The sequence below is a fragment of the Lacrimispora sinapis genome (genome assembly GCF_043633585.1).
Lineage (GTDB): Bacteria > Bacillota > Clostridia > Lachnospirales > Lachnospiraceae > Lacrimispora > Lacrimispora sinapis.
Window position 1 is genome coordinate 230765 of the sequence record NZ_CP141832.1, and the last position, 24699, is coordinate 255463.

General features: G+C 45.5%; 24 protein-coding genes and 1 pseudogene. 24 read left to right on the plus strand and 1 reads right to left on the minus strand.

The window, feature by feature from the left end; all coding sequences use genetic code 11:
* Positions 1 to 26: 26 nt before the first annotated feature.
* The 7 genes from VIG27_RS01140 to VIG27_RS01170 all read left to right on the plus strand — a co-directional run bounded on the left by VIG27_RS01140 (position 27) and on the right by VIG27_RS01170 (position 4140).
* On the plus strand, positions 27 to 752 hold the full coding sequence (locus tag VIG27_RS01140) for an NAD-dependent protein deacylase (protein ID WP_394524516.1): 726 nt from the start codon (positions 27 to 29) through the stop codon (positions 750 to 752).
* 28 nt (positions 753 to 780) lie between these two features.
* Positions 781 to 1770, plus strand: a complete 990-nt coding sequence (locus VIG27_RS01145) for an aldo/keto reductase (RefSeq protein ID WP_394524518.1) — start codon at positions 781 to 783, stop codon at positions 1768 to 1770.
* Between the two features lie 42 nt (positions 1771 to 1812).
* Positions 1813 to 2010: a DUF951 domain-containing protein gene (locus VIG27_RS01150; protein WP_394524519.1), complete on the plus strand. Its 198-nt coding sequence runs from the start codon at positions 1813 to 1815 to the stop codon at positions 2008 to 2010.
* Between the two features lie 150 nt (positions 2011 to 2160).
* Entirely contained in the window at positions 2161 to 2448 is a 288-nt protein-coding gene (rpsF, locus tag VIG27_RS01155; protein ID WP_394524521.1) for a 30S ribosomal protein S6, read from the plus strand.
* A 22-nt stretch (positions 2449 to 2470) separates the two neighbouring features.
* Positions 2471 to 2923 carry a single-stranded DNA-binding protein gene (locus tag VIG27_RS01160; protein WP_394524523.1) on the plus strand — a complete coding sequence of 151 codons (453 nt, stop codon included), beginning with the start codon at positions 2471 to 2473 and terminating at the stop codon, positions 2921 to 2923.
* Positions 2924 to 2944: 21 nt separating this feature from the next.
* A complete protein-coding gene (rpsR, locus tag VIG27_RS01165) occupies positions 2945 to 3211 on the plus strand; it encodes a 30S ribosomal protein S18 (protein WP_143322008.1) in 267 nt (88 codons plus the stop codon).
* A 593-nt stretch (positions 3212 to 3804) separates the two neighbouring features.
* Positions 3805 to 4140 (plus strand): hypothetical protein, encoded by a 336-nt coding sequence (locus VIG27_RS01170; protein WP_394524524.1) that lies wholly within the window; start codon positions 3805 to 3807, stop codon positions 4138 to 4140.
* 580 nt (positions 4141 to 4720) lie between these two features.
* Here the strand turns inward: VIG27_RS01170 and VIG27_RS01175 are convergent.
* Positions 4721 to 5329, minus strand: a complete 609-nt coding sequence (locus VIG27_RS01175; protein ID WP_394524525.1) for a YHYH domain-containing protein — start codon at positions 5327 to 5329, stop codon at positions 4721 to 4723.
* A gap of 458 nt (positions 5330 to 5787) precedes the next feature.
* On the opposite strand from VIG27_RS01175, the gene VIG27_RS01180 reads away from it, so the two are divergent.
* The 17 genes and pseudogenes from VIG27_RS01180 to VIG27_RS01260 all read left to right on the plus strand — a co-directional run bounded on the left by VIG27_RS01180 (position 5788) and on the right by VIG27_RS01260 (position 24527).
* Positions 5788 to 6138, plus strand: a complete 351-nt coding sequence (locus VIG27_RS01180; protein WP_394527638.1) for a hypothetical protein — start codon at positions 5788 to 5790, stop codon at positions 6136 to 6138.
* Entirely contained in the window at positions 6072 to 6299 is a 228-nt protein-coding gene (locus VIG27_RS01185; RefSeq protein ID WP_394524526.1) for a GNAT family N-acetyltransferase, read from the plus strand. Before VIG27_RS01180 ends, VIG27_RS01185 begins: the two co-directional genes overlap by 67 nt.
* Before the next feature lie 259 nt (positions 6300 to 6558).
* On the plus strand, positions 6559 to 6987 hold the full coding sequence (locus VIG27_RS01190) for a PTS sugar transporter subunit IIA (RefSeq protein ID WP_394524528.1): 429 nt from the start codon (positions 6559 to 6561) through the stop codon (positions 6985 to 6987).
* A 393-nt stretch (positions 6988 to 7380) separates the two neighbouring features.
* A pseudogene (locus VIG27_RS01195) lies at positions 7381 to 8313 on the plus strand (type I phosphomannose isomerase catalytic subunit); the annotation flags it as partial.
* Positions 8314 to 8358: 45 nt separating this feature from the next.
* Complete coding sequence (locus VIG27_RS01200; protein ID WP_394527359.1) at positions 8359 to 9147, plus strand: carbohydrate-binding protein; 789 nt, start codon at positions 8359 to 8361, stop codon at positions 9145 to 9147.
* A 27-nt stretch (positions 9148 to 9174) separates the two neighbouring features.
* On the plus strand, positions 9175 to 10767 hold the full coding sequence (locus tag VIG27_RS01205) for a response regulator transcription factor (RefSeq protein ID WP_394524529.1): 1593 nt from the start codon (positions 9175 to 9177) through the stop codon (positions 10765 to 10767).
* Positions 10727 to 12019, plus strand: coding sequence for an ABC transporter substrate-binding protein (locus VIG27_RS01210; protein ID WP_394524530.1), 1293 nt, complete (start codon positions 10727 to 10729; stop codon positions 12017 to 12019). Before VIG27_RS01205 ends, VIG27_RS01210 begins: the two co-directional genes overlap by 41 nt.
* Positions 12016 to 13806 carry a sensor histidine kinase gene (locus VIG27_RS01215; RefSeq protein WP_394524532.1) on the plus strand — a complete coding sequence of 597 codons (1791 nt, stop codon included), beginning with the start codon at positions 12016 to 12018 and terminating at the stop codon, positions 13804 to 13806. The genes VIG27_RS01210 and VIG27_RS01215 overlap by 4 nt, the downstream gene beginning before the upstream one ends.
* A 151-nt stretch (positions 13807 to 13957) precedes the next feature.
* Positions 13958 to 14452, plus strand: coding sequence for a PTS system mannose/fructose/N-acetylgalactosamine-transporter subunit IIB (locus tag VIG27_RS01220; RefSeq protein ID WP_394524534.1), 495 nt, complete (start codon positions 13958 to 13960; stop codon positions 14450 to 14452).
* Between the two features lie 3 nt (positions 14453 to 14455).
* The gene (locus VIG27_RS01225; protein WP_394524536.1) at positions 14456 to 15325 is read left to right on the plus strand and encodes a PTS mannose/fructose/sorbose/N-acetylgalactosamine transporter subunit IIC; all 870 of its coding nucleotides are present in this window, start codon (positions 14456 to 14458) and stop codon (positions 15323 to 15325) included.
* Positions 15318 to 16187 (plus strand): PTS system mannose/fructose/sorbose family transporter subunit IID, encoded by an 870-nt coding sequence (locus tag VIG27_RS01230; RefSeq protein ID WP_394524538.1) that lies wholly within the window; start codon positions 15318 to 15320, stop codon positions 16185 to 16187. Before VIG27_RS01225 ends, VIG27_RS01230 begins: the two co-directional genes overlap by 8 nt.
* A gap of 74 nt (positions 16188 to 16261) precedes the next feature.
* Positions 16262 to 16894 carry a hypothetical protein gene (locus VIG27_RS01235; RefSeq protein WP_394524542.1) on the plus strand — a complete coding sequence of 211 codons (633 nt, stop codon included), beginning with the start codon at positions 16262 to 16264 and terminating at the stop codon, positions 16892 to 16894.
* Positions 16878 to 18674: a DUF2264 domain-containing protein gene (locus VIG27_RS01240; protein WP_394524544.1), complete on the plus strand. Its 1797-nt coding sequence runs from the start codon at positions 16878 to 16880 to the stop codon at positions 18672 to 18674. Before VIG27_RS01235 ends, VIG27_RS01240 begins: the two co-directional genes overlap by 17 nt.
* Positions 18675 to 18695: 21 nt before the next feature.
* Complete coding sequence (locus tag VIG27_RS01245) at positions 18696 to 19832, plus strand: glycoside hydrolase family 88 protein (RefSeq protein ID WP_394524547.1); 1137 nt, start codon at positions 18696 to 18698, stop codon at positions 19830 to 19832.
* Positions 19826 to 20644, plus strand: a complete 819-nt coding sequence (locus VIG27_RS01250) for a Cof-type HAD-IIB family hydrolase (RefSeq protein ID WP_394524549.1) — start codon at positions 19826 to 19828, stop codon at positions 20642 to 20644. The genes VIG27_RS01245 and VIG27_RS01250 overlap by 7 nt, the downstream gene beginning before the upstream one ends.
* Positions 20645 to 20697: 53 nt before the next feature.
* Positions 20698 to 22311, plus strand: a complete 1614-nt coding sequence (locus VIG27_RS01255) for a glycoside hydrolase family 43 protein (RefSeq protein WP_394524550.1) — start codon at positions 20698 to 20700, stop codon at positions 22309 to 22311.
* Positions 22308 to 24527 (plus strand): alpha-galactosidase, encoded by a 2220-nt coding sequence (locus VIG27_RS01260; protein ID WP_394524551.1) that lies wholly within the window; start codon positions 22308 to 22310, stop codon positions 24525 to 24527. The genes VIG27_RS01255 and VIG27_RS01260 overlap by 4 nt, the downstream gene beginning before the upstream one ends.
* Positions 24528 to 24699 lie beyond the last annotated feature (172 nt).

The following is a 24699-nucleotide window of genomic DNA, read 5'->3' on the forward strand; positions in this document are numbered from 1 at the left end:
CTTTTTAAACAGGAAAGGGTAGGGATATGGAAGGCATAAGTCAGTTAAAAGAATGGATCGGAAAAAGTGAAAACATCGTTTTTTTCGGAGGTGCGGGAGTATCGACGGAAAGTGATATCCCGGATTTCAGAGGGGTGGATGGGCTTTACCATGAACAATATAAGTATCCTCCGGAAACCATCATCAGCCATAGCTTCTACAGAAAGAACCCCGAGGAGTTTTACCGGTTTTACTGCAATAAGATGTTATTCCCCCATGCAAAGCCCAATAAAGCCCATAAGGCACTGGCAAAGCTTGAAGCCATGGGGAAATTAAAAGCGGTCATTACCCAGAACATTGACGGCCTCCATCAGGCAGCAGGAAGCCGGAATGTATTGGAACTCCATGGTTCCGTAAAGAGAAATTACTGTACAAAATGTATGAAATTTTATAACCTGGAGGAAATGCTTGCCGCCAAGGGGGAGGGAGAGGTTCCGCGATGCAGCTGCGGGGGAATCATAAAGCCGGATGTGGTGCTTTATGAGGAAAGCCTTAACGATAGCGTCATGAGACGGGCGTTGTCATTTATTTCCGGTGCTGATTTGCTGATCGTGGGAGGTACCTCCTTAACGGTTTATCCGGCAGCAGGACTCATTGATTATTACAATGGAAATCAGATGGTTTTGATCAACAAGACGGTAACGCCCATGGATGAACGGGCGGATCTGGTCATCAGCGGCAGCATTGGAGAAGTGCTTCACGACGCAGTTTAACTGGATTTGGAGAAGGGAGAACAAACATATGTATGAGGCAGCAAAAGAACGATATGGGACAATGGTATATAAACGCTGTGGAAGAAGCGGGGTCCTGCTTCCCAGGGTGTCTTTGGGGCTATGGCAGAATTTCGGGCTGGAAAAACCTCTTTCTCACCAAAGAGAGATCCTTTTAAGTGCTTTTGATATGGGAATTACCCATTTCGACCTGGCAAATAATTACGGAGCTCCGGTGGTGGGAAAAGCAGAGGAGAATTTCGGAAGCGTGTTAAAGAGTGATTTGGGCAGATACCGGGATGAGCTGATAATTTCCACCAAGGCCGGATTTGAAATGTGGCCGGGACCTTACGGAAACTGGGGCTCAAGAAAGTATTTGATGGCCAGCTTAGACCAGAGCTTAAAACGCATGGGACTGGAATATGTGGATATATTTTATCATCACAGACCGGACCCGGATACCCCGCTTGAGGAGACCATGGGAGCACTTGCCGATATGGTAAAGCAGGGAAAGGCGCTTTATGTGGGAATCTCTAATTACGGTGACAAAGAAGCAAAAGAAGCCATCTTGATGTTAAAGGCCAAAAATGTCCCATGTCTGATTGGACAGCCCAGGTACAACATGTTTGAGCGTGTGGCGGAGGAAGGGCTTTTTGACACTCTGTCGGAACATGGTGCAGGCTGTATCTGCTACAGTCCTTTGGCACAGGGCATGCTGACAGACCGCTATTTAAATGGGATTCCGGAGAACTCCAGGGCAGCAAGACCCGGCAGCACTTTAAGCGGCCGTTACCTCACTGAGGAGAATCTCTCCAGTGTCCGCCGGCTAAATGACCTTGCAGCAGGGAGAGGCCAGACACTTGCCCAGATGGCACTTGCCTGGGTCCTTCGGGAGGAGGCGGTCACGTCGGTTCTGGTCGGAGCCAGCAGTGTGAAACAGTTGAAGGAAAATGCAGCTTGTCTGAAGAATACGGAATTTACCCCGGAAGAACTGGCTGAGATCGACAGAATTTTAAAATAATCGGATATAAGGGCAGCCCGTGATGGGAAGGCAGGTATGTTTATGACTTACGAAGTTGGAGATATTGTAAAACTGAAAAAAAAACACCCCTGCGGAAGTCAGGAGTGGGAGATATTAAGAGTTGGTGCAGATTTTCGTTTAAAATGTATGGGCTGCGGCCACCAAATTATGGTGCCAAGAAAGCTGGTGGAAAAAAACACCAGAGGTTTAAAAGGAAACGATGGAACTCCAAAGGTATAAAGCTAAGAAAAACGCAGTAAAATGTGCAGGAAATTAAGAAAAGGACTTGCTTTTATCAAATGTTTCCGGTATAATGTTATTTCGTGACATATAGAATCCTTGCTCCTGAAACTGAAAGCAGGGGCCAGAGACCACAAGGAGGTAAAAAGCATGAACAAATATGAGTTAGCCGTTGTTATTAACGCAAAGCTCGAAGATGAAGAGAGAGCAGCAGCGATTGAAAAAGTTACGGGTTATATCACTCGTTTCGGCGGAGCTGTTACTGGCATTGATGAATGGGGTAAGAAAAGATTGGCTTACGAAATTCAGAAAATGAAAGAAGGATACTACTACTTCATCAAATTTGATGGCGAATCCAGAACTCCGAACGAGTTAGAAGAGCACGTTCGTATCATGGAGCCGGTTATCAGATACTTATGCGTAAGACAAGAGGCATAATAGATAAAGAAAGCGTGATCGTATGAACAAAGTAATCCTTATGGGCCGATTGACCCGTGATCCAGAAGTAAGATATTCCCAAGGTGAGCGTTCTATGGCAATCGCAAGGTACACCCTTGCTGTTGACCGCAGAGGCCGGAGAAACCAGGACGGCAATGAGCAGACTGCAGATTTTATCAACTGTGTTGCATTTGACAAGGCAGGGGAGTTTGCAGAGAAGTATTTCCGTCAGGGCATGAGAGTATTGATTTCCGGAAGGATCCAAACTGGAAGTTATACGAATAAAGACGGCATTAAGGTTTATACAACAGATATTATTGTAGATGATCAGGAATTCGCTGACAGCAAGGGCGGAGCTTCAGGAGAAGGCGGCGGTTATCAGCCAACTTCCAGACCGGCACCTTCCAGTGCAATCGGCGATGGATTCATGAATATCCCGGATGGAGTCGAAGACGAAGGACTTCCATTCAACTAAAACGAATAGGAGGTAGCACCAATGGCATTTAATAAGAATGATAAAGCTGATGGCGCTAAGTTCAGAAGAGGCGGCATGCGCAGAAGAAAAAAAGTTTGCGTATTCTGTGGAGAGAAGAACGGCGTTATTGATTTTAAAGATGCAAATAAGTTAAAGAGATATGTATCTGAGAGAGGAAAAATCCTTCCCAGACGTATCACAGGCAACTGCGCAAAGCACCAGAGAGCGCTTACTGTTGCGATTAAGAGAGCAAGACACATCGCTCTTATGCCTTATACAATGGAGTAAATCCTTATTTTGTAAGGGTTTTTGAATTGGGTATTGGATATGGAAAGACTTCACATGAGAGTGTGGGGTCTTTTTTTGTGGAAATTAATAATAGTAGTTTTTTTAATCATTCTGTAATGATTAATATTTATAATTACTTAAAGTATTACCAAAGGAAAAAAACACATAGAGAGAAAAGCAAATTTTGGAATCTAACGTGTATAATATTGGCACATTAATTGACAATAAGCTGGGTATCAAATACACTGAAAAATAAGCTTTTAATTATTTGACACGACTTATTTAAAGCATATTCATCCATGTTTTCACAGTAATATTATGTAAAGGGGTGGTTCCATTGGGATAATTACAATTCGGAACAAATAGTAGTCGGGTATTGGCATGGATGGAAGAGCTAGAAATCAAAGGAACACATATAACGTTGGTATTACTAACCGAAACTTTGATATTACTCCACCAAGTAATTGGGCACCAGTTGCAGCGGAATCTAATGTAACGACTGTTGGAGCCAATTATACAATTACATTAAAAAGAGGAAATAATTCATGGAAATGTTTTATCACAAATAATTTATCTCTCTAAAAGGAGTAATTATGAGTAAAAAAAAATATTTGCTTCTGTGTCTTCTCCAGACTTTAATAGCAGCTATATATCCATTTGTTTACATGGTTACTTGGAAATATAAGAACTATTCATATGATTCGATGCCATATTTAGTGCTTACTTGTCTTTTTCCTTTGATTATGGGAGCAATTTTATATTTAAATAAAATTGTTTCTATTGATAAGACAGTAAGTGCCATATTTCTTGTGTTAAATCTATTTATGGTTATAATTACATGGGAAGTAATTCCAGGAACGGTTGCTATATATAATTTATTAATTTGTGGAGTTTTACTCATATCAATTTTTGATACGGATAAAAGATAAATGTGTCTTAAGAAAGAAAAAATTATTTAAAAATGGCTTTTCTATAGAATGATAAAAAATGTTAGTTATTGTGAGCAAATTTATTGTGCTCTTATTGATCATTATAGTTATTGAGGATTTTGTTATTAACATATATGATAAGTGAAAAACGGTTTCCCATCGAATCATTCTAAGTAATTAAATGGTTAATGGGGGCCGCTTTTCAATGTAAGAAAAAATTATATACTGACGAAAACAAGACTATACAACGTTTAATAATCAGCCTATTTATGGGGTTAGGTTTTATGTCTTATAGTGCGTAATATTTTATGTAAAAGGTGTTGAGTGGTTTTATGCATTGGTTATTTATAGAACGGGCTTGTTTGAACTAGGATTAAAATGCACATATATAGAGCGATATAAAGGGGATTTAAATAAGGGCAAGAAAATCAGTAAGACTAAGAGAATTTTTAGTTTATATTTTCAACTCCAAAATAGGCTCTGTATGATATGATTCAACCATATCATACAGAGCCTATGAACATACTATTAAGAACTGATTTTCCCTTTGCTATTTCATATCATTAAAAGCTGATTTCCATTAATTATGAATACGATTTTCGTTATACCCGGTACTCATATAATGTTCATAGTATTTTTTCAAGTCATTTCCATAGGCGGTTGCCAAGTCTGGATTATTGTCCTTGTATTTCGTCACGTCGAAAGTGCTGCATCCCTTGCGCCCTTCTGCCATTCCATTTGAAACAAAGTGTTCCAGTAGTTTTTGCTCATTATTTCCTATGATAGTCTGCAGGTCAGGGTTATTATTATAATAGAAGGTTGAGTCAAATACCAGCTTATAATCCGCGGCATTCAGAACGGGTTGTGTCTTGGTTTCTGGTGCGGGGCTGGAGTTTTCATTGGCGGCAGGTGCCGTATTGGCATTATCATATGGGCAGACGCCGTTTGGATGCAGATGGGCTGGATAGCCGTGGTGATAATGATAGCTTCCCAAACCACTTTTGTTCTTATAATCATGATGCCCGCCCCGGGAGTCTGTGCGTCCAGAATGGGCCTGCGCAATTATGATGCCATCTGCATACCTTGCATCTGCATATCCGATTGTCAGAATCGCAGCCAGTAATAAAATGACTTTTTTGAAATTTTTTCCAAACCTCTTTTGTTTTTTCGTAGTTACTTCCATTTTCATATACAATTTCCCCCTATATTAATTTTTATTAATCATATCATATGGAGATTTGTATATCAATTTAAATTAATGAAGATTTGTGTTTCAACATTGCACATGCATTGGATAAAGGGTACTATATAAGAAAGGTATCAGAATTCGTCAGACTTTAATGTGGGGAAATTATGAATAAAATTTAAATAATACTTTAGTTTTGTTTATCCGTATTCATTAGAAATTCTGGTGAAGATTATTGAGTTGATATAGTATAAATGTACTTTTATAGTATTCTTGTAATAATGATACTGTTTTTAAGCTGTATTTTTGTTAGAATAGATTTACAGTGGTTTGTGGAAAAATTACTTTGAGTGTCACTTTAAACAAAAATTTTGGAAACTATAATGAAGAACCTATGCTGCAGGGGACAGGCTTATGAGGAGGTTAAAAGTGAAACGTGCTTTATAAAGACGGGGGAAAAAATGGCAAAAAAATTAAATATAAGATACCTCAACCCGGATCCTGGAGAAATAAATAAAGTCAGTGAGCAAATAATGGTCAGTTATACTTCTGCATATAGAGGGCTTATGGATCATGAGTATTTGTCTTCTTTGGTAGGTAATCATTGGGTTTCGATCTTACAGGAAAGAGTACGGTTGGGAGATATTTGTCTCGTAGCAGAAATTGATGGAAAGATCATTGGAAGTGCTGTGTTCAGCGTAGTTAATCATTTAAAAAAACTTATGCAGAATGGCACGCTTTTTATTTGCTGCCGGAATATACAGGAAAGGGTTTTGGACATTTATTTTATCAAAAGATTGAACAAGATATGATAGCTCGTGGCTGTGGATATTGTATACTGGAGGTTTTATCAACAAATGAGCGGGCAAAAAAATTTTATGTTTCACATGGATTTTTTAGAATCGAAACCTTTAAGGTTGAAGAAAATGGAATGATACTTTTATGTGATCAAATGAAGAAAGCGTTCATTTAAGCTAAATAGTAAAGCTATATAACAAAGCAATATATCAAAGCAGCAGATGTTAGTAAAAAATACGATTGACGGGTTATGAATGAATTTATGTAACATTCCAGATGATAGAGTCAAAGTTAAAAGGGATTCATAGAGATTTTTTCAGAAAAAAAGGGGGATTTTTAAGAAATGTCCGGTGTGTTCTTGCCGTCTTGTCTGGGGCTGTGTTACATTAAAACAGATAGTGGAAACATCAAAATGAAAGGAAAGGATTTGCATAATGGATAAAAAGAAGGTCATTTTAGTATCACACGGAAAATTGTCAGCTGGTATGCTTCATTCCATACAGATGATTATAGGAGAAAATGAAGATGTATCCTCAATGGGAATGATGCCGGGAGAGCATTATCAGCCGATGGTGGATGCGTTGGAACAAAAACTGAAAGAGAATCCGGATACCCAGTATGTGGTAGTGGCTGATCTTATGGGGGGCAGTGTATGCAATGGTATGACAACCTTGCTGCAATATCCTAATATAAAGCTGGTGGCAGGTATGAATATGGGACTGGTCATCAATCTTGTACTTTCACCAGGCGTTTTGACGGATGAGGAAATAGATGCAAAGGTCGCAGAGGCCAATGCAGTAAACAAGAGGATTCAACCGGAGCTGCTGACAAATGGAGAAAGCGGCGAGGATGACTTTTTCTAAATAATTATTTGGTTTTTTATTTCGACGCTGAGTATGGAACGGCATTTCTCTGAAAGAGGGAGACAAAGAAATGTTAAAAAATAGTCAATAAAAAGACCGCAATCTAAAGTGCCGTCGGTACAATAAGGCGGCAGTCCAGAAAGCCGGCAGTCCAGAAAGCCGTCGGTCCAGAAAGTCGGCAGTCCAGAAAGCCGGCAGTCCAGAAAGCCGTCGGTCCAGAAAGTCGGCAGTCCAGAAAGTCGGCAGTCCACAAAGCCGGCGATATAAAAAGATAACAATATACAGGTGAAAAAACAGGGAGTATTACAGATAAATTCAGAAGCAATTGTATTTACCAAATGTTGACCGAGGCAAACGCAGGAATGAAAAATTTGAGGGAGGTGCATATACATTATGGCTGAACTGTTGTTTTTACAGCCGGTATTTAAGGAGGCTGTATGGGGAGGAAGGAAACTGAAGGAACGCTTTGGATATGACATACCCAGTCCGTCCACAGGAGAGTGCTGGGCGGTTAGTGCTCATCCCAATGGAGACTGTATTGTAAATGGCGGCACTTACGGAGGAGAATCCTTATCCGGTCTTTGGAGCAGCCATCCGGAGCTTTTCGGTAATGAGGATGGAAGACTGGGAAATCAGTTTCCTCTACTTGTAAAGCTGATAGATGCTCAGGAAGATTTAAGCATACAGGTGCACCCCGGCGATGCTTATGCAAAGGAACATGAGAATGGTTCTCTGGGAAAAACCGAATGCTGGTATGTTCTGGACTGTACGCCCGATGCCACGATTGTTATCGGTCATCATGCAAAGAGCCGGGAAGAATTCAGGCAGATGACAGAGGAAAAACGCTGGAATGATCTGATACGGGAAGTGCCTGTGAAAAAGGGAGACTTTTTTCAGATCCCTCCGGGGTGTGTCCATGCCATAAAAGGCGGCACACTGATCCTGGAAACCCAGCAGTCCAGTGATATTACCTACCGGATGTATGATTATGACAGAAGGTGGAATGGTAAGCTGAGAGACCTTCATACAAAACAGTGTATGGAGGTGGTCAGTGTTCCTTTTGTTCCCGTAAAAGACCAGAGAAAGAGGCTTGAAACGGGAGCGGTGGATAAGGAACATCTGGTGACCTGCGACGAATATACGGTGGAAAAATACGAGATTCATGGTACCTGGAACCACAAATTCCAGGGGGCATTTACCAATGTAAGCGTGCTGGAAGGGGAAGGGACCATAGATGGTATTCCGCTGAAAAAGGGAGACCATTTTATTATTCCTTACGGATATAAAATTTGCGAAATAGAAGGGCAGCTTTCCCTGATCTGTTCCTGGGTGCCGGATAAGGCTCCGGTTTGCGAACATTTAGAAGATTCCATGAGTCTTGGGGTTTATGACTGGATGGGACGGTTAAAAGCCAGAGATGAAGATGCAGAACAGGTTGTTCTGGCGTTTGAAGATGTTTATGAGGAAGGGGATATGATCAAGCTGAGAGTTCCCCGGACAGAAGCTCATTATGTGGTAAGAATGGATGATACCATGGATGAAGCTCTGGTATATATGACAAAGAATGAGCTGGACTTTGAGATCCCATTTGAGGAGCGGAAAAAGTCTTATAATCCCAAGTCGTTTACCGGAAAACGTCATTATCTGACCTGCCGCCCGGCAGAAGATTATGAGATTTACGGTTACAGGAATCTTGCAAAAAATGGAATGGACCAGCACGGGGACAGGGGGTGCTATCCTCATGCCTCCGCCAATGTGGAGACGCGGGGAGAGTCTGTATTTGCGGCCAGAAATGCCATAGACGGTGTGGTTGCCAACCGTTCCCACGGGTCCTGGCCTTATGAATCCTGGGGAATCAACAAAAGACAGGACGCACAGATGCTTCTGGAGTTTGGACGCCCGGTGGACTTTGATCAGATCGTACTCTGGACCAGGGCAGATTTTCCTCATGACAATTGGTGGGTGGAAGCAGAACTTTCATTTTCAGACGGTACCAGGGAAATTGTAAAGATGGAAAAGAGCAGGAAACCTCACCGGTTCCAGATCAAACGGAAAAACATAACCTGGATCAGACTGGGAAATTTAGTTCAATCCGATGATCCGTCTCCGTTCCCTGCTTTGACACAGATTGAAGTATATGGAAGGGAGCCGCGGCTCTAAAGAAGATCGGGGAAAGGGGAACGGGGGATGCTGCGTGCAATTATTGCTGACGATGAAGCGGTCATTTTAAAAGGTCTCAGAAAACTGATTGACTGGAATAAAATGGGGATAGAGATCGTAGGGGAAGCCGGAAACGGCAGAGAAGCGCTGGAACTGATTCGTAACAAAAAGCCGGACCTGGCGGTATCGGATATTGCCATGCCGGAACTGGATGGGCTGGAGCTGCTGAAACGAATCAATGAACTGGGGCTTGAAACAAAGGTGATCTTCATCAGCGGATATCAGGAGTTCTCCTATGCAAAAAAGGCGGTAAAGTATGGGGCAGTGGATTATATTTTAAAGCCAATCGAACAGGATGAGATGGAAGCGGCTATTAAAAAAGCGGTGAACCTGGTGGGAGAGCAGAGCAGTTTAAAGCTGCTTAGTTTGGAGCAGGATGAGAATGAACTGTCCCGTATTTTTCATAAAATCAACGGCAATCAGGAATATGCAAGGCAGGATCTGTATGAACAGTTTGAGGCCCTTCATATTGATGTGGCCTGTAAGGAATTTATTGGGGTTGCATTCCGGCTTTATTTTACCAAAGCAGCGCCGGACAATATCAAGATGCAGGAGCTGGAGAAATTTTCTGCTTATAACCGGCTTCAGAAAAAACTGGAGGAGGAGAAGTGGGGATTTGTCATTAAAAAGGATTTGAATAACTGCTATGTTATATTTACCCTTTTGCCTTCTGAGGATGACCATACCATCCTTTTCCGCACCCGCAAGCTGGCAGAGGTGATGACAAGCGGTCAGCCCATTATGGTAAAGACCGGAATCGGAGAACGGATCAAGGAGATCGGTACCCTCCAGCTTGCCTATAAGACCAGCCGGTTTGCTCTGGAGCTGTATTATTTTACGGAAGAGGATGAGATATGGTATGCCAATGTGAAGCGGCAGTTCCGGGATTCCTTTGATGATTATCAGGCCTGTTTTAAGAGGCTGATGCAGGGGTTTCTGTCCAGAAAGTCCACCATTGATCCGGAAATATGGGAGATCCTTTTAATCATCCGCAATCTTCATTTTGGGAACCGTTTTGCAGCCATAAACCGGTGTATCCTTCTGGTGACGGATGTTACCAAGGAGCTGATGGACAACTATCTGGTGGATGAATCTTACCGGGAAAAAGGAGAACGGGCAGCAGAAGAAATCCGTACCAAGCCGTTGTACAGGCAGGCCTGTGAGGTGATTTCCAATTATCTGGAGGACCTGTTTGAAATCATAAAGGATGGAACCGGGAACAGCGGACGAAACGAGATTGCCAGGATTAAGCGCTACATCGGGGAGCATTACCGGGAGAATCTGACTTTGGAGTCCATGGCTTCTTTTGCCAATATGAATCTTTATTATTTCAGCAGTTATTTTAAAAAGAATACCGGCCAGAATTTTAAAAACTATCTGACGGATATCCGTATGGAGGAGGCCAGAAGGCTTTTGGCAAATACGGATTATAAAGCCTATGAGGTTGCAAAAGCGGTAGGTTACCGGAATGTCCGCCAGTTCAATGAAAATTTCAAAGGGAAGTATGGGAAGAGTCCGAATGAATACAGAAAAGATTATAAGTCAGAGGGACATGTATAAAAAACGGGTAAAAATCTTCATGAAAACAGCGGGAACAAGGGTGCTGGCTGGCATCCTTGTTCCTGCTGTTTTCCTTATGGGGTGTTCCTTTGATCCTCCCGCTCCCGAAGAAGGACCGGTTTCCATACGAGTGGCCTGTTCCGCCGGAGACATCAAATGGAAAAGCGGGATGGAGGATGTGGCAGAGAAATTCATGGAACAAAATAAGAATATTAAAGTGGAGCTTTATTTTGTGCCTGAGGTCAAGAAGCAGACTTATATAGAACGGCTGAAGGTGCTGGCGGCACAAGAGGAGTTTTCCGATATTGTGGAACTGCGTGAGACAGGTGCACTTGTGCAGGCGGGACTTCTTGCTCCCATGCCCCGGGAGGTATATTCTCTGGTAGCCAGTCCGCGGCTTTATGATGGTGTGTGTTACGGGGTACCGCGGTATACGACCACACTGGGAATAATTTATAACCGTGATATTTTTGAAGAGATGGGACTTTCCGAACCGGAGACTTATGATGATTTTTTGAACATCTGCCAGAAGTTATTGACAGCCAGGTATGATGCCCTGGCTTTGGGGGCTGCAGATATCTGGCATATGAAGTTTTGGGGCAATTACCTGTTTCGCAATTATATGGCCACAGAGGACGGTAAGGTCCGGATGACAAAGGAAAATCTGACCAGGATGCTGGGGGATTTCCGGGATCTGGCGGATAAAGGGTATATCAACTCCCGTTACCGGGATATGTTGGACAGCCAGACCGCACAGGCGCTCTCTTCCGGGCAGGCGGCCATGGTCTATACAGGACCGTGGATGCTTTCACAGATTGAGAATTTAAATCCTCAGATCCGGCTGGGCTTCTTTTTCCTTCCCGATAAAAATGGTGTTGCCTACGCAATGGATGACAGCAATGTGGAATGGGGCATTTCTGCAGAAACAGCCAGGGATAAGAAAAAGATGGATGCATCGGTGAAGTTTCTTCAGTTCTATTATTCAGAGGGGGTTTATGAAACCATATTGGAACTGATGAATGCAGATTCGGTGACGGTCCGTAAGGTCCGTATGCCTGACACCAGGAATCAAAGGATCATGAAGGCGGCCTATGAAAGGGGACCTGTGCATACAAAGCTTTTGATGGAGGATGCCAATTCGCCTGACGGATTCATTGCCTATTATGACCAGGTGCTGATCCAGGCACTATGGGGAGACGAACCGGTTTCTTCCCTGGCTGACAGCCTGCTCAAACGATGGGAGATGCCATGACACAGAAAAGAAAGAGCATTTTTTTCAATCTGACCATATCTTTTATCGTTCTTGGAGCGGCCCCTTTGCTCATTGCAGGGAGTCTGCTGTTTATCCAGTTCCGTAACAATATGGAACGGGTGGTTCTCGATGATATGACCCGGATGGTCCGCTACTCCGGCAACAACGTGCAGGAAATGGTAGATGAGTGCAGTGAACTGACCAAGCGCATTTATGATATTTCCACGGATGACGGACTGCTGCTGTATCAGGTTTTAAATAACAGAAGCCTTCGCCAGGAGGTGAGGGAAATGAAGGTCATGGTGATTCTCAATGAAATGCTTGATGGGGACACCCGGATCAGGACCGCTTATTTTGAGGATAACCAGGGGAGGGTTTATTATGCCACTAAAAATACCCAGAAGGTACTTGACAAAAAGGCTTTTTTGAAATTCATTGCCCAGGAAGATGATACGGCCAATTTTTCCGTCCTTTATACCCATGTGGACAGTTATTTCCCGGATTCCAGGAATCAGGTAGTCACCTTTCGCCGCAGCTATCAGGATATAACCTCCTTTAAAACCATAAAAAACAGTTTGGGAAACTTATATCTGGACATGGATATAAGTAAGCTGTCTTCCATGCTGTCGGATGTGAGTATGGATATCAACGAATCCTTCCGGATTGTCGATGAACGGGGAAGGTGTATTTACAGCATGGAGCCGTCGGAGACCGGAAGCGTTTTGGAGGAGATGCTGCCCCTTTATCCGGTGATGTCAGAAAATGAGGGGATGATGCTGAAAGGGAACCGGTATCTGGTATACGACCGGCTGGAAAATTGCGGCTGGACTGTGGTTGCCCAGGCCGGAAGAGACCGGGTTCTGCAAAATCTGGAAAGCACAAAACAGTATATTTTGGCGTTTTTAGGGGGAACCTTTTTCTTGTTATTATGTTTATATTTCTATTTTCTAAAGGAAATCAGAAAGCCGGTGAAGCTTTTAGAGAGAGGCATGGCTGAGATACAGAAAGGAAATTTAGAGACCAGGATTGATGTGGGCGGCAGAGAGGATGAAATCGGAGTTCTGGCATCGGGCTTAAATTCCATGGCTAAGGATCTGAACGAATACATCAAAAAGGTCTATGTGGCGGAAATCGGACAGCGGGAAGCGGAATTAAATGCCCTCAAGTCCCAGATTAAGCCACATTACCTTTATAACACACTGGAGGTAATCCGGATGACGGCTCTGGAACAGGAGGACAGGGAAACGGCAAGAATGGTGGAGAGTCTGTCCAGACAGCTTAAATACCTGATGGGTCACAGCGGAGATATGGTGCCTCTTCGGATGGAGATCGAAAATATCCGGGAATATTTTTACATCATGCGCATCCGGTATGAGAACCGCATCCAGCTGGAAGTCAGCGTGGATGAGGAGGTAATGGAAACGCCCATTATTAAGCTGAGTCTTCAGCCCATTGTGGAAAATGCCGTAAAACATGGTCTGCGCCCCAAAAAGGGGAAGGGGACTGTACGGATCGAGGCCCACAAAAGAAGGGACTGCCTTGAGGTGACCGTAATGGATGACGGGGTCGGTATGAATGAGGAGATTTTAAAGGCCCTTCAGGAAGAACTGATGCAGGAGGAAGTTGGAGTCAAAACCAGAGAGGGCTTAAACCATGTGGGGATCAAAAATGTGTATGACAGGATTCAGAAAAATTTCGGACCGGAATACGGACTGGAGATCATCAGTACGGAGGGAACCGGAACCATTGTTGTGTACACGTTACCGGTAAACGCAGAGGAAAGCTAGAGGTTTTTTTGGGAAAACAGGAGAGGTTTTTGGATCGTCGGACCAAAGGGTTGAGACGGACAAACGCATATGATACCATAGGCTTATCTTGAAGAGGGACATGAAAGATGGACCTGTTTCACGTATGTAAGATCGTTCAGGAGGTAGAGAGATGATTAAAATGATGCGGGTGGATGACCGCCTGATCCATGGCCAGGTGGCGGTCATGTGGTCAAAAGAGTTGGGAATACAAAGAATCATTGTAGCGAGCGACACCATTGCTGCCAATGACATTCAGGTCAGTGCGCTTAAAATGGCAGCACCGGCAGGCGTTAAGGCAGCCGTACTGCCCATTGATAAGGCGGTCGGAATTCTCAATGATCCCCGGGCACAGCAGATGAAGATCCTGGTGATCTCCAACAATCCGGAGGATTTATTAAAGGTAGCGGAAAAACTGGATGAAAAGCCGGTCCTCAATGTGGCCAATTACGGAAGAATCGGAGGAGGTTCCCTTTCCTCCAAAACCAAAATTTCCGAATCCGTTTATGTGACTGATCATGACCGGGAAGTTTTGGAAAAAATCCATGGGCTTGGAATTGAAATCATTCATCAGCCCCTTCCCAGTGATGGAAGGCAGGACTTTATGAAGCTGTTAGGAGGAAAATAAGCCATGATCATGAACGCTTTCATTGTGGGACTTGTACTCATGTTTACGAAATTTTTTGACTGGTGGGGCAACACCATGTTTCAGAGGCCCATATTCTGTGTGGCAATTTTAGGCGCCCTGCTTGGACATCCGAAGGAAGGCATTATTTTAGCGGCACAGCTGGAACTGGTATTCCTTGGAAATGTAAGTCTGGGCGGTGTTATGCCTTCTGACTTTACTCTGGGTTCTATTTTCGGCGCGGCATTTGCACTTTTACTGGGCAAAGACTTAGCGACCGCGGTTACGCTGGCTCTTCCGCTGGCAGCACTTGGAACACTTCTTTATTCCTCTATGAAAATCGTGGTAACTTCTCTGGTGCCAAGATTTGAAAAACTTCTGGAGGAACGCAACATTAAGGGATTTAAAAAGCTGTGGATTCTCCAGTTTGCCGGATTCCACCTTTGCTATTTCCTTCTTGGTTTTATCTGTATCTGGGTAGGTACAGACGCAGTAAAGGCATTTGTTGACATCATTCCGGACTGGGTACAGAAATCCATGACCGTGGCCTCCACCATGCTCCCTGCACTTGGTATGGCGCTTCTTTTAAAGTCCTTATGGACCAAAGAAATCTGCCCTTATTATTTCCTGGGATTTGGTTTAGGAGCATTCTTCTTTTACAACAACGTAACAGGAGCAGCCCTGGCAGACAATGCGGTAAAGCTGACCAGCGCTCCAACTAAAATGTTGTCCCTGGTGCAGATTTCCTTTATCGGAGCAGCCATTGCGGCCCTCATTATTTTCCAGGAACTGCAGAAGATCAAGGACGGACAGAGATTTAAAAGCGTGTCCTCCAGCACAATAATTGATGAAAGTGAGGATTTCTTCAATGACTAATACCAACACAGGCACTGATGCAGCCGTTACAATGAAGACTAAACTGAATCCTCAGCAGAAAAAGCTGGTAAGCTCCGTGTTCTGGAGATCCATGTGGCTGATGTTCTGTACCTCTTATACCAAACAGCAGGGGACCACCTTTGGCTGGACCATGATTCCTTATCTGGAGGATATCTACGGCAAAGAGACCGATGAATTTTATGAAGCAATGTCCAGACATCAGGACTTTTTCAATACCACACCCGGTATGTCACCTTTTATCTTTTCTCTGGTTATTTCCATGGAGCAGGAAAGAAAATCCGCAATGGACACAGGAAGAGAATTTGATGATTCCTCCATTGAGGCGCTGAAGGTTGCTCTTATGGGACCGTTTGCAGGAATCGGTGATTCCGTTTATTCAGGAGCGCTGCGTATCATCGCAACAGGAATCGCCCTGGGATTTTCCCAGATGGGCTCCTGGATGGGACCGATCTTATTTGCACTGCTTTATAACATTCCCAATGTGCTGATCCGGTACTTTGGAGCCAGCTATGGTTTGAAGCTTGGCAGTACATACATTGCCAATGCATTGGCTTCAGGTGCACTGAAGGCATTTACCAAAGGATTTGCTGTTTTGGGACTTATTATGACAGGTGCCATGACGGCACAGTATGTAAGCTTTAAGACCACTTATGTGGCTGATTTTGGCGGAGCGACCTTTAATTTACAGGGGGTGCTGGACCAGATCATGCCCGGGCTTCTTCCGCTTGCGATCACCATGGCCTCCTTCTTCTATTTAAGAAAGAAGAATAAGCCGGTCACCGTGCTGCTGGTTATGTTTGCGGCCGCTGTGGTGCTTACTGTGCTGGGGATATGCGGTTAGTTGTTATGGCTTTAAGGGCTGGCAGACATCGGTTTGCCGGCCTTTGAGTGGTTTAAAAAAAGGAGAGGGAAAAGATGAACGGGTTGGGAATGCTGGCTGTGATCATAGGAATCATGGCGGTTTCAACTGTTGCAATGGGACTTATAAAAAAACGTGTATTTACCGGCATTTATACCGCACTCCAAACCAGGAATTACACTTCTTTTTTCCAGCAGGTGGATGGAAGGCTGGCCCGCGGGGTTCTGCCTGTGTATACCAGGGAAAACATGAAGCTGAGTGCTTATATGAGCCTTGATGATGCAGATAAGGTAAAGGGGCAGTTTAATGCCATGATGAAGCAGTCCATGAATTCCTTTCAGCTTACGGGACTTTTGGTCCGCGGATATGAGTATTTTTCCCGCAGGCAGGAGAGGGAGAGGTGTGAAAAAATTCTGGAAAAGATGAAGGAGGTCCTTCCTCCCGACCGTCTGGAAAAGTACCAGATGCACTATGACATTGTTTTTGGCGGTTCCATAGCCTATGCGGACCGGCTGGCAGCTGAGGCAAAAGCCCACAGGGGGAAAAAGAAGGGCTATCTGGAATATTTGCTTGCCAGATCCTATGAATCCATGGGCAAAAAGGAGGAAGGAAGACGTTACCGGCAGCGGGCGGCAAAGGAATTTAAAACAGGAGCAGAGGATATTGAGAGATATGTTGAAATCATGTAAAGACCTTAAAAGCCGCAGGGATCTGGTGGAATGGCTTTCTGATATGCTTCCCGATCCTTTTTTGTACAAGGGGTCCACCGGTGCGGCTTACGATGCAGGAATCAGGGAGTTTGAATATTGCTCCCGGCCTTTGTGGGCAATCTTTTCCCTGATCGCCAGCGGTGATTATGAGGAGGAGATGGCGGCTCCTTTTATAAAAAGGATCAAAGCCGGACTAAAGCCCGGGACTCCTCTGACATTTCCAGAGCCGTCTACGGCAAGGAGGCAGACGGCAGTGGAAATGGCAGTTTATGGCTATGGACTGCTGTGCTGCAAAGAGCGGCTGCTGAATTATCTGGATGAGGAAGAAAGAAACCGGTTGGCTGTCTGGCTGAACCAGGTAAATGAAATTGAATTTCCAAGAGGAAACTGGTACTTTTTCCTCTTAATCATCAATTACGGACTGAAGGAAAACGGCTTTCCCTACAGCAGGGAAAACATTGATTTTGCCTGCAGGGAGATCGAGAGTCTCTATATTGGCGGCGGGTGGTACAAAGACGGGCATGACTGCCAGAGGGATTATTATATCCCCTTTGCTTTTCAGTTTTACAGCCTGCTGCTTGACCGGTACTGCCCGGAACACAAGCTGTCCGGTGTCAGGGAAAGAAGTCTTGAGTTTGAACCGGATTTTCTGTACTGGCTGGACTCCCAGGGACGGAGCCTGCCCTTTGGAAGAAGCCTGACCTACCGCTTCGCCCATGTATGCTATTGGTGTGCCTGTGCTGTAAGCGGCGTTCATGGAATTTCCACCGGAGAAGTAAAGGATATGATTTTCCGGAATTTCAATTTCTGGGCAGGTCAGGACATCCTTTCCGAAGGAATGCTCTCCATTGGCTACGGATATCCCAACCTGGTTTTGAGTGAGGATTATAATGCGCCGGGTTCGCCTATGTGGGCATTTAAGGCCTTTGTTATTTTGTCTCTTCCCCAGGAACATGATTTTTGGAAAGAGGACAGAAAGAAGGTGGTTTTAAAGGAACCCATCAGAGAAGAACGGGGACCGGGGTTTTTGGCGGTGGCGGGGAAAAAGCATCATTATGCACTTTCAGTCTGTCAGTACAGCCATGCTTCCATTTTCCAGCATATGTCCAAGTATGGAAAGTTTTGTTATTCCACTGCCTTTGGGTTTAACTGTTCCAGGGATGTGCAGGGAATCAGCCAGTTTGCCGTTGACAATACTCTGGCTCTGTCCGTAAAGGGGACGGGGCAGTTTGCAGGACGGGGAAGGATTGTGGAATGGGACTTGTTTAAGGAATACGGATACAGCCGGTGGGTATATGGTGAGATTGCAGAGATTGAGAGCTGGCTGGTTCCTGTGGATGAGCAGTTCCATATAAGGGTCCACCGGATTCACACCAGTCTGGAACTGGAGACATATGAAGGCGCATTTCCGGTTTTTGGCTGGAGCCCCAAGTTTTGTTCTCCTGTGATGGAAACGGACGGCATAATCCTTCACCGTGGTCACATGTCAAGCGGAATTTGGGATCTTTGCCATGACCGCCAGCCGGAGGTGGTTCTTCAGGGACCAAACACGAACATTTATGATTGTGAAAGAAATGGAGTTCCGGCACTGAAAAGGGAAATCCCTCCGTCAGAAGGGGGCTGGATCGCAGCGTGTCTGGTCTATGGCGATCCGGAATTGGATCAAGGTGAAACAGGACCAAGACAAAAGCCGGTTGCCAGCCTTAAAGGAAATTGTCTTATGGTAAACGGTAAAAATATAATTTTAAATAAAAAATAAAAAAAGCCAGGGAGGATCAAGATGAAATATCAATTATCAGATGCAGACCGCGTATGGGCGGAAGAGACTTATGAAAAGATACGGGAAAAGATTTCAGCAGAATGTGACCGGGTGGGAGACCGGATTCCCTATATTGCAGAAGACGGAGTTTATAAAGAAGACAAAGCCGAGACGGATATTGTCTGGTGGACCAACGGCTTCTGGCCGGGGATTCTCTGGCAGATGTATCACGCAGAGGGAAAGGAGACTTTCCGCAAGGCGGCAGAGGGAGTGGAGGAAAAGCTGGATAAGGCATTTGAAACTTATACCGGGCTTCATCATGACGTAGGATTTATGTGGCTTCATTCTGCGGCAGCCAGCTACCGGATCACCAAAAACGAACGCTCCAGGGCAAGAGCGCTTCATGCCGCTCATCTGCTGGCAGGAAGGTATAATCCAAGAGGAAAGTTTCTCCGCTCCTGGAACCGGGACCGTTCCGGCTGGGTGATCGTGGACAGTATGATGAACATTCCTCTGCTTTACTGGGCGAGAGATGAGATTCAAGATCCCAGGTTTGAGTTTGTGGCCATGGACCATGCAGATACGCTGATGAAGTATACAGTGCGGGAAGATGGCTCCTGCAATCATATCATTGTCCTTGATCCTGTGACCGGAGAACTTTTAGAAACACCTGGGGGACAGGGTTATGAGTCCGGCTCCTCCTGGTCCAGAGGCCAGGCATGGGCCATATATGGATTTGCCCTCAGCTTTCTGCACACCGGCAAAAAGGAATATCTGGACACGGCAAAAAAGGTGGCCCATTATTTCATCGCCCAGACCGATCTGACCGGAGGCGTCGCTTTGGTGGACTTCCGGGCACCCAAGGAGCCGGTATACTGGGACAGCACGGCCGGGGTCTGTGCTGCCTGCGGACTGCTTGAGATCGCTTCTCACGTGCCGGAAGTGGAAAAGGAATTTTATACCAATGCCGCATTGCGGATCCTGAAAGCAACCGATGAAAGGTTCTGCAACTGGGATCCGGCATATGATTCCATCGTACAGATGGGCTCCGGCTCTTATGGAACCGAGCATGACAGGCATGTACCCATTATTTATGGAGACTACTTCTTTATTGAAGCAGTTTTACGACTTTTAGACAAGGACATACTGATATGGTAGATAAGAAAATAATTGGTTTGCTATGCCTTGATATCGACGGAACGCTCCTTGACAGCCGCAAGGAGCTGCCTCCGGAAAATGTGGAGGCAGTTCACTATGCTCTTGAAAAGGGCGTGACTGTGGCAATCGCCTCCGGCCGCTCTGTGGAGGGGATCGAGCCGCTTTTTTCCCAGCTTGGGATTGGAAGGAATGCAGTCTGCTTAAACGGCGGACTGATCCTGTCTGAGGGGATCGTACAGAAAACCATTATGGAAGAGGAAATGGTGATGAAAATTATCAGTCAGGCAGAGCGCTTTGACAGCCAGATATTCCTCTCTACAGCAGAATGGAACATTACAAACAGAGAGATGACAGGGCAGGTAAAGGAGCTGGTTGAGAATGGAAGCCTTCGTTCGGATTACCTGTATTGTCAAGATTTTAACGAACTGCGGACCCAAGCGCACCGTTACAGGGATGAGATTATCAAGATAGCTATTAAGGAAATTGATGAAGCCAATTTCGGGTTATTAAAACAGTCCCTGATCGAGATGGATTTGTTCCATGTGGCAAAATCAGATACATTTTTTGTGGATATTACCCCAAAGGGAGAACATAAAGGAAAAGGGGTGGCCGCTCTTGCCAGACACCTTGCCATTCCCATGGAACAGGTCATGTGCATCGGAGATAACGAAAATGACTTAGAGATGATTACACTTGCAGGTGTAGGCGTTGCAATGGGTAATGCGGTGGAACAAGTGAAAAATGCGGCTGTATATGTAACCGCCGATCATGACCACGCAGGAGTGGCAGAGGCAATCTACCGGTTTATATGACAATGCACCAGGAGCTCCGCCTGAAGGCAAGTCAAAATACAAGGAGGCACATCATGAATCAAGAGACCCCACATACCAATCTTTCCGAAAGAGCCATGATCCGCAATCCGGTTTTAAGAGGATTTCATCCCGACCCCTGCATTTGCAGAGCAAGGGGAAGGTACTATATGATTACATCGACCTTTGAATGGCTCCCGGGCATATCCCTCTATGAATCGGAGGACCTTTTAAACTGGACTTCCAAGGGAGGGCTTTTAAAGGACCTGGATTTAAGCGGCATTCCCGATTCCGCCGGGATCTGGGCACCTGCCATTTCCTATGATAACGGGATTTTCTATCTTATATATACCATCAGCAGACAGATTGACGGCTACTTTAAGGACGTGGAAAATTATGTTACCACCGCTCCGTCCATCGAGGGGCCGTGGAGCACACCTGTTTTTATCAATGCTTCCGGTTTTGATCCCTCTATGTTTCATGAAAATGGGAAACACTATATTCTCAACCCCCAGTGGGACCCCAGACCTTTAAAAGGCCATCAGAAGTTCAACGGACTGATCCTTCAGGAATTTGATATGGAAAAAGGAATGGTAGGGCAGTCAAAGGTGGTGTTCCGTGGAAGCGGCACAGGAGGAACGGAAGGCCCTCATCTGATGAAGAAGGACCAATATTACTACATCCTTGCCGCCGAGGGAGGAACCGGACGTCACCATTCCATCTGCGTGGCCCGGTCGGAAAATCTATGGGGACCTTATGAGGTATCCCCTTACCATCCGCTGATTACATCCTGGGAAAAGGATACGGTTTTAAAAAAGTCCGGTCATGGGAATTTTGTGGAGACCCCGGACGGAAGCTGGTACATGACCCACCTGTGTGCCCGGTATTTAAATGAGGAGCCGGTCTGCGTTCTGGGCAGGGAAGCGGCGCTCCAGAAACTGGAATGGATCGACGGCTGGCCCAGAATGGTGCAGGGGGATTGTGTTCCTCTTGTAGAAGTGGAAGCACCTGCGGGAGCGGTCAAAAAGGAAACTTCCAAAGAATACAGGACCTCCTTTCAACCGGGCACTGATCTGGAACAGGAGGAGTGGCTGTCCCTTCGCCGTCCGTTCCGTCATAAGACCCTGCTTACCGATCAGGGGCTTGTTTTAAAGGGGGGTGATTCCCTTACTTCTCTGTTTGAACAGTCTCTGATTGCCCGAAGATGGGAGAGCTTCTGTTTCACAGCAGGAACCACGGTGAAATTCAGCCCTTATCACTATTCCCAGACGGCAGGGCTGGTGTGCTATTACAATACAAAGGTGTTTTATTACCTTTATGTGGGATATGATGAGAAGAAACAGTGTTCCATGGTCAATATTCTGACCAACGATAATTTTCATTTCCAGGAACCGTTAGAAGGAAGGTATGAATATCTGCCGGAATCTGCGGATATGGTTCGCTTACAGGTCCGTGTGGACCAGAGAAGCCTGCAGTTTTATTATGCAGCAGGAGAGGAAGGTTTTCAAAAGATTGGACCGGTTTTAGATGCTTCTATATTAAGTGATGAACATGCAGACGGCTGGGCTTATACAGGAGCGGTGGTAGGAATTACCGCCGTTGATACCTTTAATAAGGATACTTCGGCTCTGTTTACAGAGTTTTACCAGATAGAGGAGGAAACATTGTGATTCGTGTATTGGAGCAGGAAAGGACATTTCATCTCGTTACGGCCCATACCTCCATGGTTCTTCATGCCATGCCAAGCGGTCATCTGGTGAGCCTTTACTGGGGCGGAAGAATAGAGGATGATGCATTCAGCCGTATTGCAAAGGATATGAAAAAAGCCAGCTATTTATCCGGGACAGACGGAATTCGGGATTTCAGACTGGAACAGTATCCGGTGCTCTATCCCTCCTGGGGCAATCCGGATTTAAGAAAGCCGGCATTTCAATTTTCCTACGAGGACGGGTCCCAAATGACGGACCTCCGTTTTTTCGGATACCGCCAGTATCAGGGGAAAAAGAAACTGGAAGGGCTTCCTACGGTCTTACATGATAATGCCGAATGTCTGGAACTGATATTGAAAGACAGCTTAACCGGCGTAAAAGTGACCCTGACATTCGGAGTTTTTGAAGCCTGGGATGCCATAACCCAAAGCGTAAGGGTAACCAATGGAAATCATGGAGACATTCAGATCCAACGGCTCATGTCGGGCTGCTTTTCCTTTCTGGACGACCAGTTTGATGCCATCAGCCTAAACGGAGCCTGGGCCAGGGAATGTCATGAGAACAGGCAGAAAATCCGGCAGGGAAGTTTCTGTGTGGAAAGCTTGAGAGGAGCCAGCGGTCATGGGCAGAACCCGTTTCTGGCTCTGGCAGAGCCGGGAGCGGAGGAAGACAAAGGCAATGTATGGGCCATGAATCTGGTCTACAGCGGAAGTTTTGAAGCCAGTGTTGAAGTGGACATGCACCAGAATACCCGGTTTATGATGGGAATCCAGTCCTTTTCCTTCTCATGGGGCCTTAAAAAGGGAGAATCCTTTGTAAGTCCTGAGGTGGTAATGATCCATTCCGGTGAGGGGCTTGGAGCCATGTCAAGGAGCTTTCACCGGCTGTACCGGGATTGTCTGCTTCAGGGAGCCTATGCAGGCCGGACCGGCAGAAAAAGACCCATTCTCATCAATAACTGGGAAGCCACTTATTTTGATTTTGATAAGAAAAAACTTCTGGAGCTGGCAGATGAGGCAGTCAAGCTGGGAATGGAATGCTTTGTACTGGATGACGGCTGGTTCGGAAAACGCAACAGCGATGAAAATTCTCTGGGAGACTGGACGGAAAACCGGGAAAAGCTGGGGGGAAGCCTTCTGGAGCTGGCAGAAGAGATCAGAAGACGGGGACTTTCATTTGGTCTGTGGTTTGAACCGGAGATGGTGTCGCCGGACAGTGACTTATATAGAAGCCATCCGGAGTGGGCCATACAGGTACCCGGACGTTCCCCCCAGCTTGCCAGAAACCAGCTGGTATTAGATATAAGCTGCAAAGAGGTGCAGGATTATATCATTGAATCCGTTGACCGGATTCTTAAAACGGTTCCCGTATCCTATGTGAAATGGGATATGAACCGGAATATAACGGAATGGAATTCCTGTTTTCTTCAAAGAGACCAGCAAAAAGAACTGGGGCACCGGTATATTCTGGGACTTTACCGGATTTTAGAGGAACTGACCGGGCGTTATAAGGATGTGCTGTTTGAAGGCTGTGCCGGAGGCGGAGGACGTTTTGATCCGGGAATGCTTTTCTACATGCCCCAAATCTGGACCAGCGATGATACGGATGCCGTGGAGCGGCTGGACATTCAGTTTGGCACCTCCTATGTCTATCCTCCGGTGGCAATGGGCTGCCATGTATCCGCCTGCCCCAATCATATGACAGAAAGGCTCACCCCGCTCTTCACCAGAGGCCTGGTTGCCATGCAGGGCAATTTAGGGTATGAACTGGACTTGACGTCACTGGGAGAAGAGGAAAAGAAGGAGATCCACAGGCAGACGGAATTTTACAAACAGATTCGGGAAATCATCTGGTACGGGGAATTGTACCGGCTGAAAAAGGAAGGAAATGAACGGGCTTTTCTGTATCTCTCAGAGGATGGCAGCAGAGGGGTAGTCAGCTTTGTCCAGATTCTTGCAAAGGCCAATACCGTTCCCAAAAGGCTGAAGCTGAAAGGACTGGACCCGAAAGCCTTTTACCGTGTAGAACGGGTGGGAGAAGACAAAAGTATGGTGGTGCATGGAAGTTTTCTCATGAACCTTGGGCTGGATTTAGACCGGCCGAAAGGAGATTTCCAGGGGCAGCAGTGGCTCCTTTCCAGAGAGGAGAAGCCCTATGCTTGTCATACCGGAGAATAGAAAAGTCCGTGTCATTTTATGCAGCGATGCAAAGAATGAGGCGGATGACCAGTACGCATTGTCCATGCGCTTTTAACCAGAAGCTTTGACATAAAGGGAATGGTTGCAGTTCATTTCCGGGAAAATGGCACCAACAGACGTTCCTATGAGGAGATGGAGAAGCTGGCCCAGC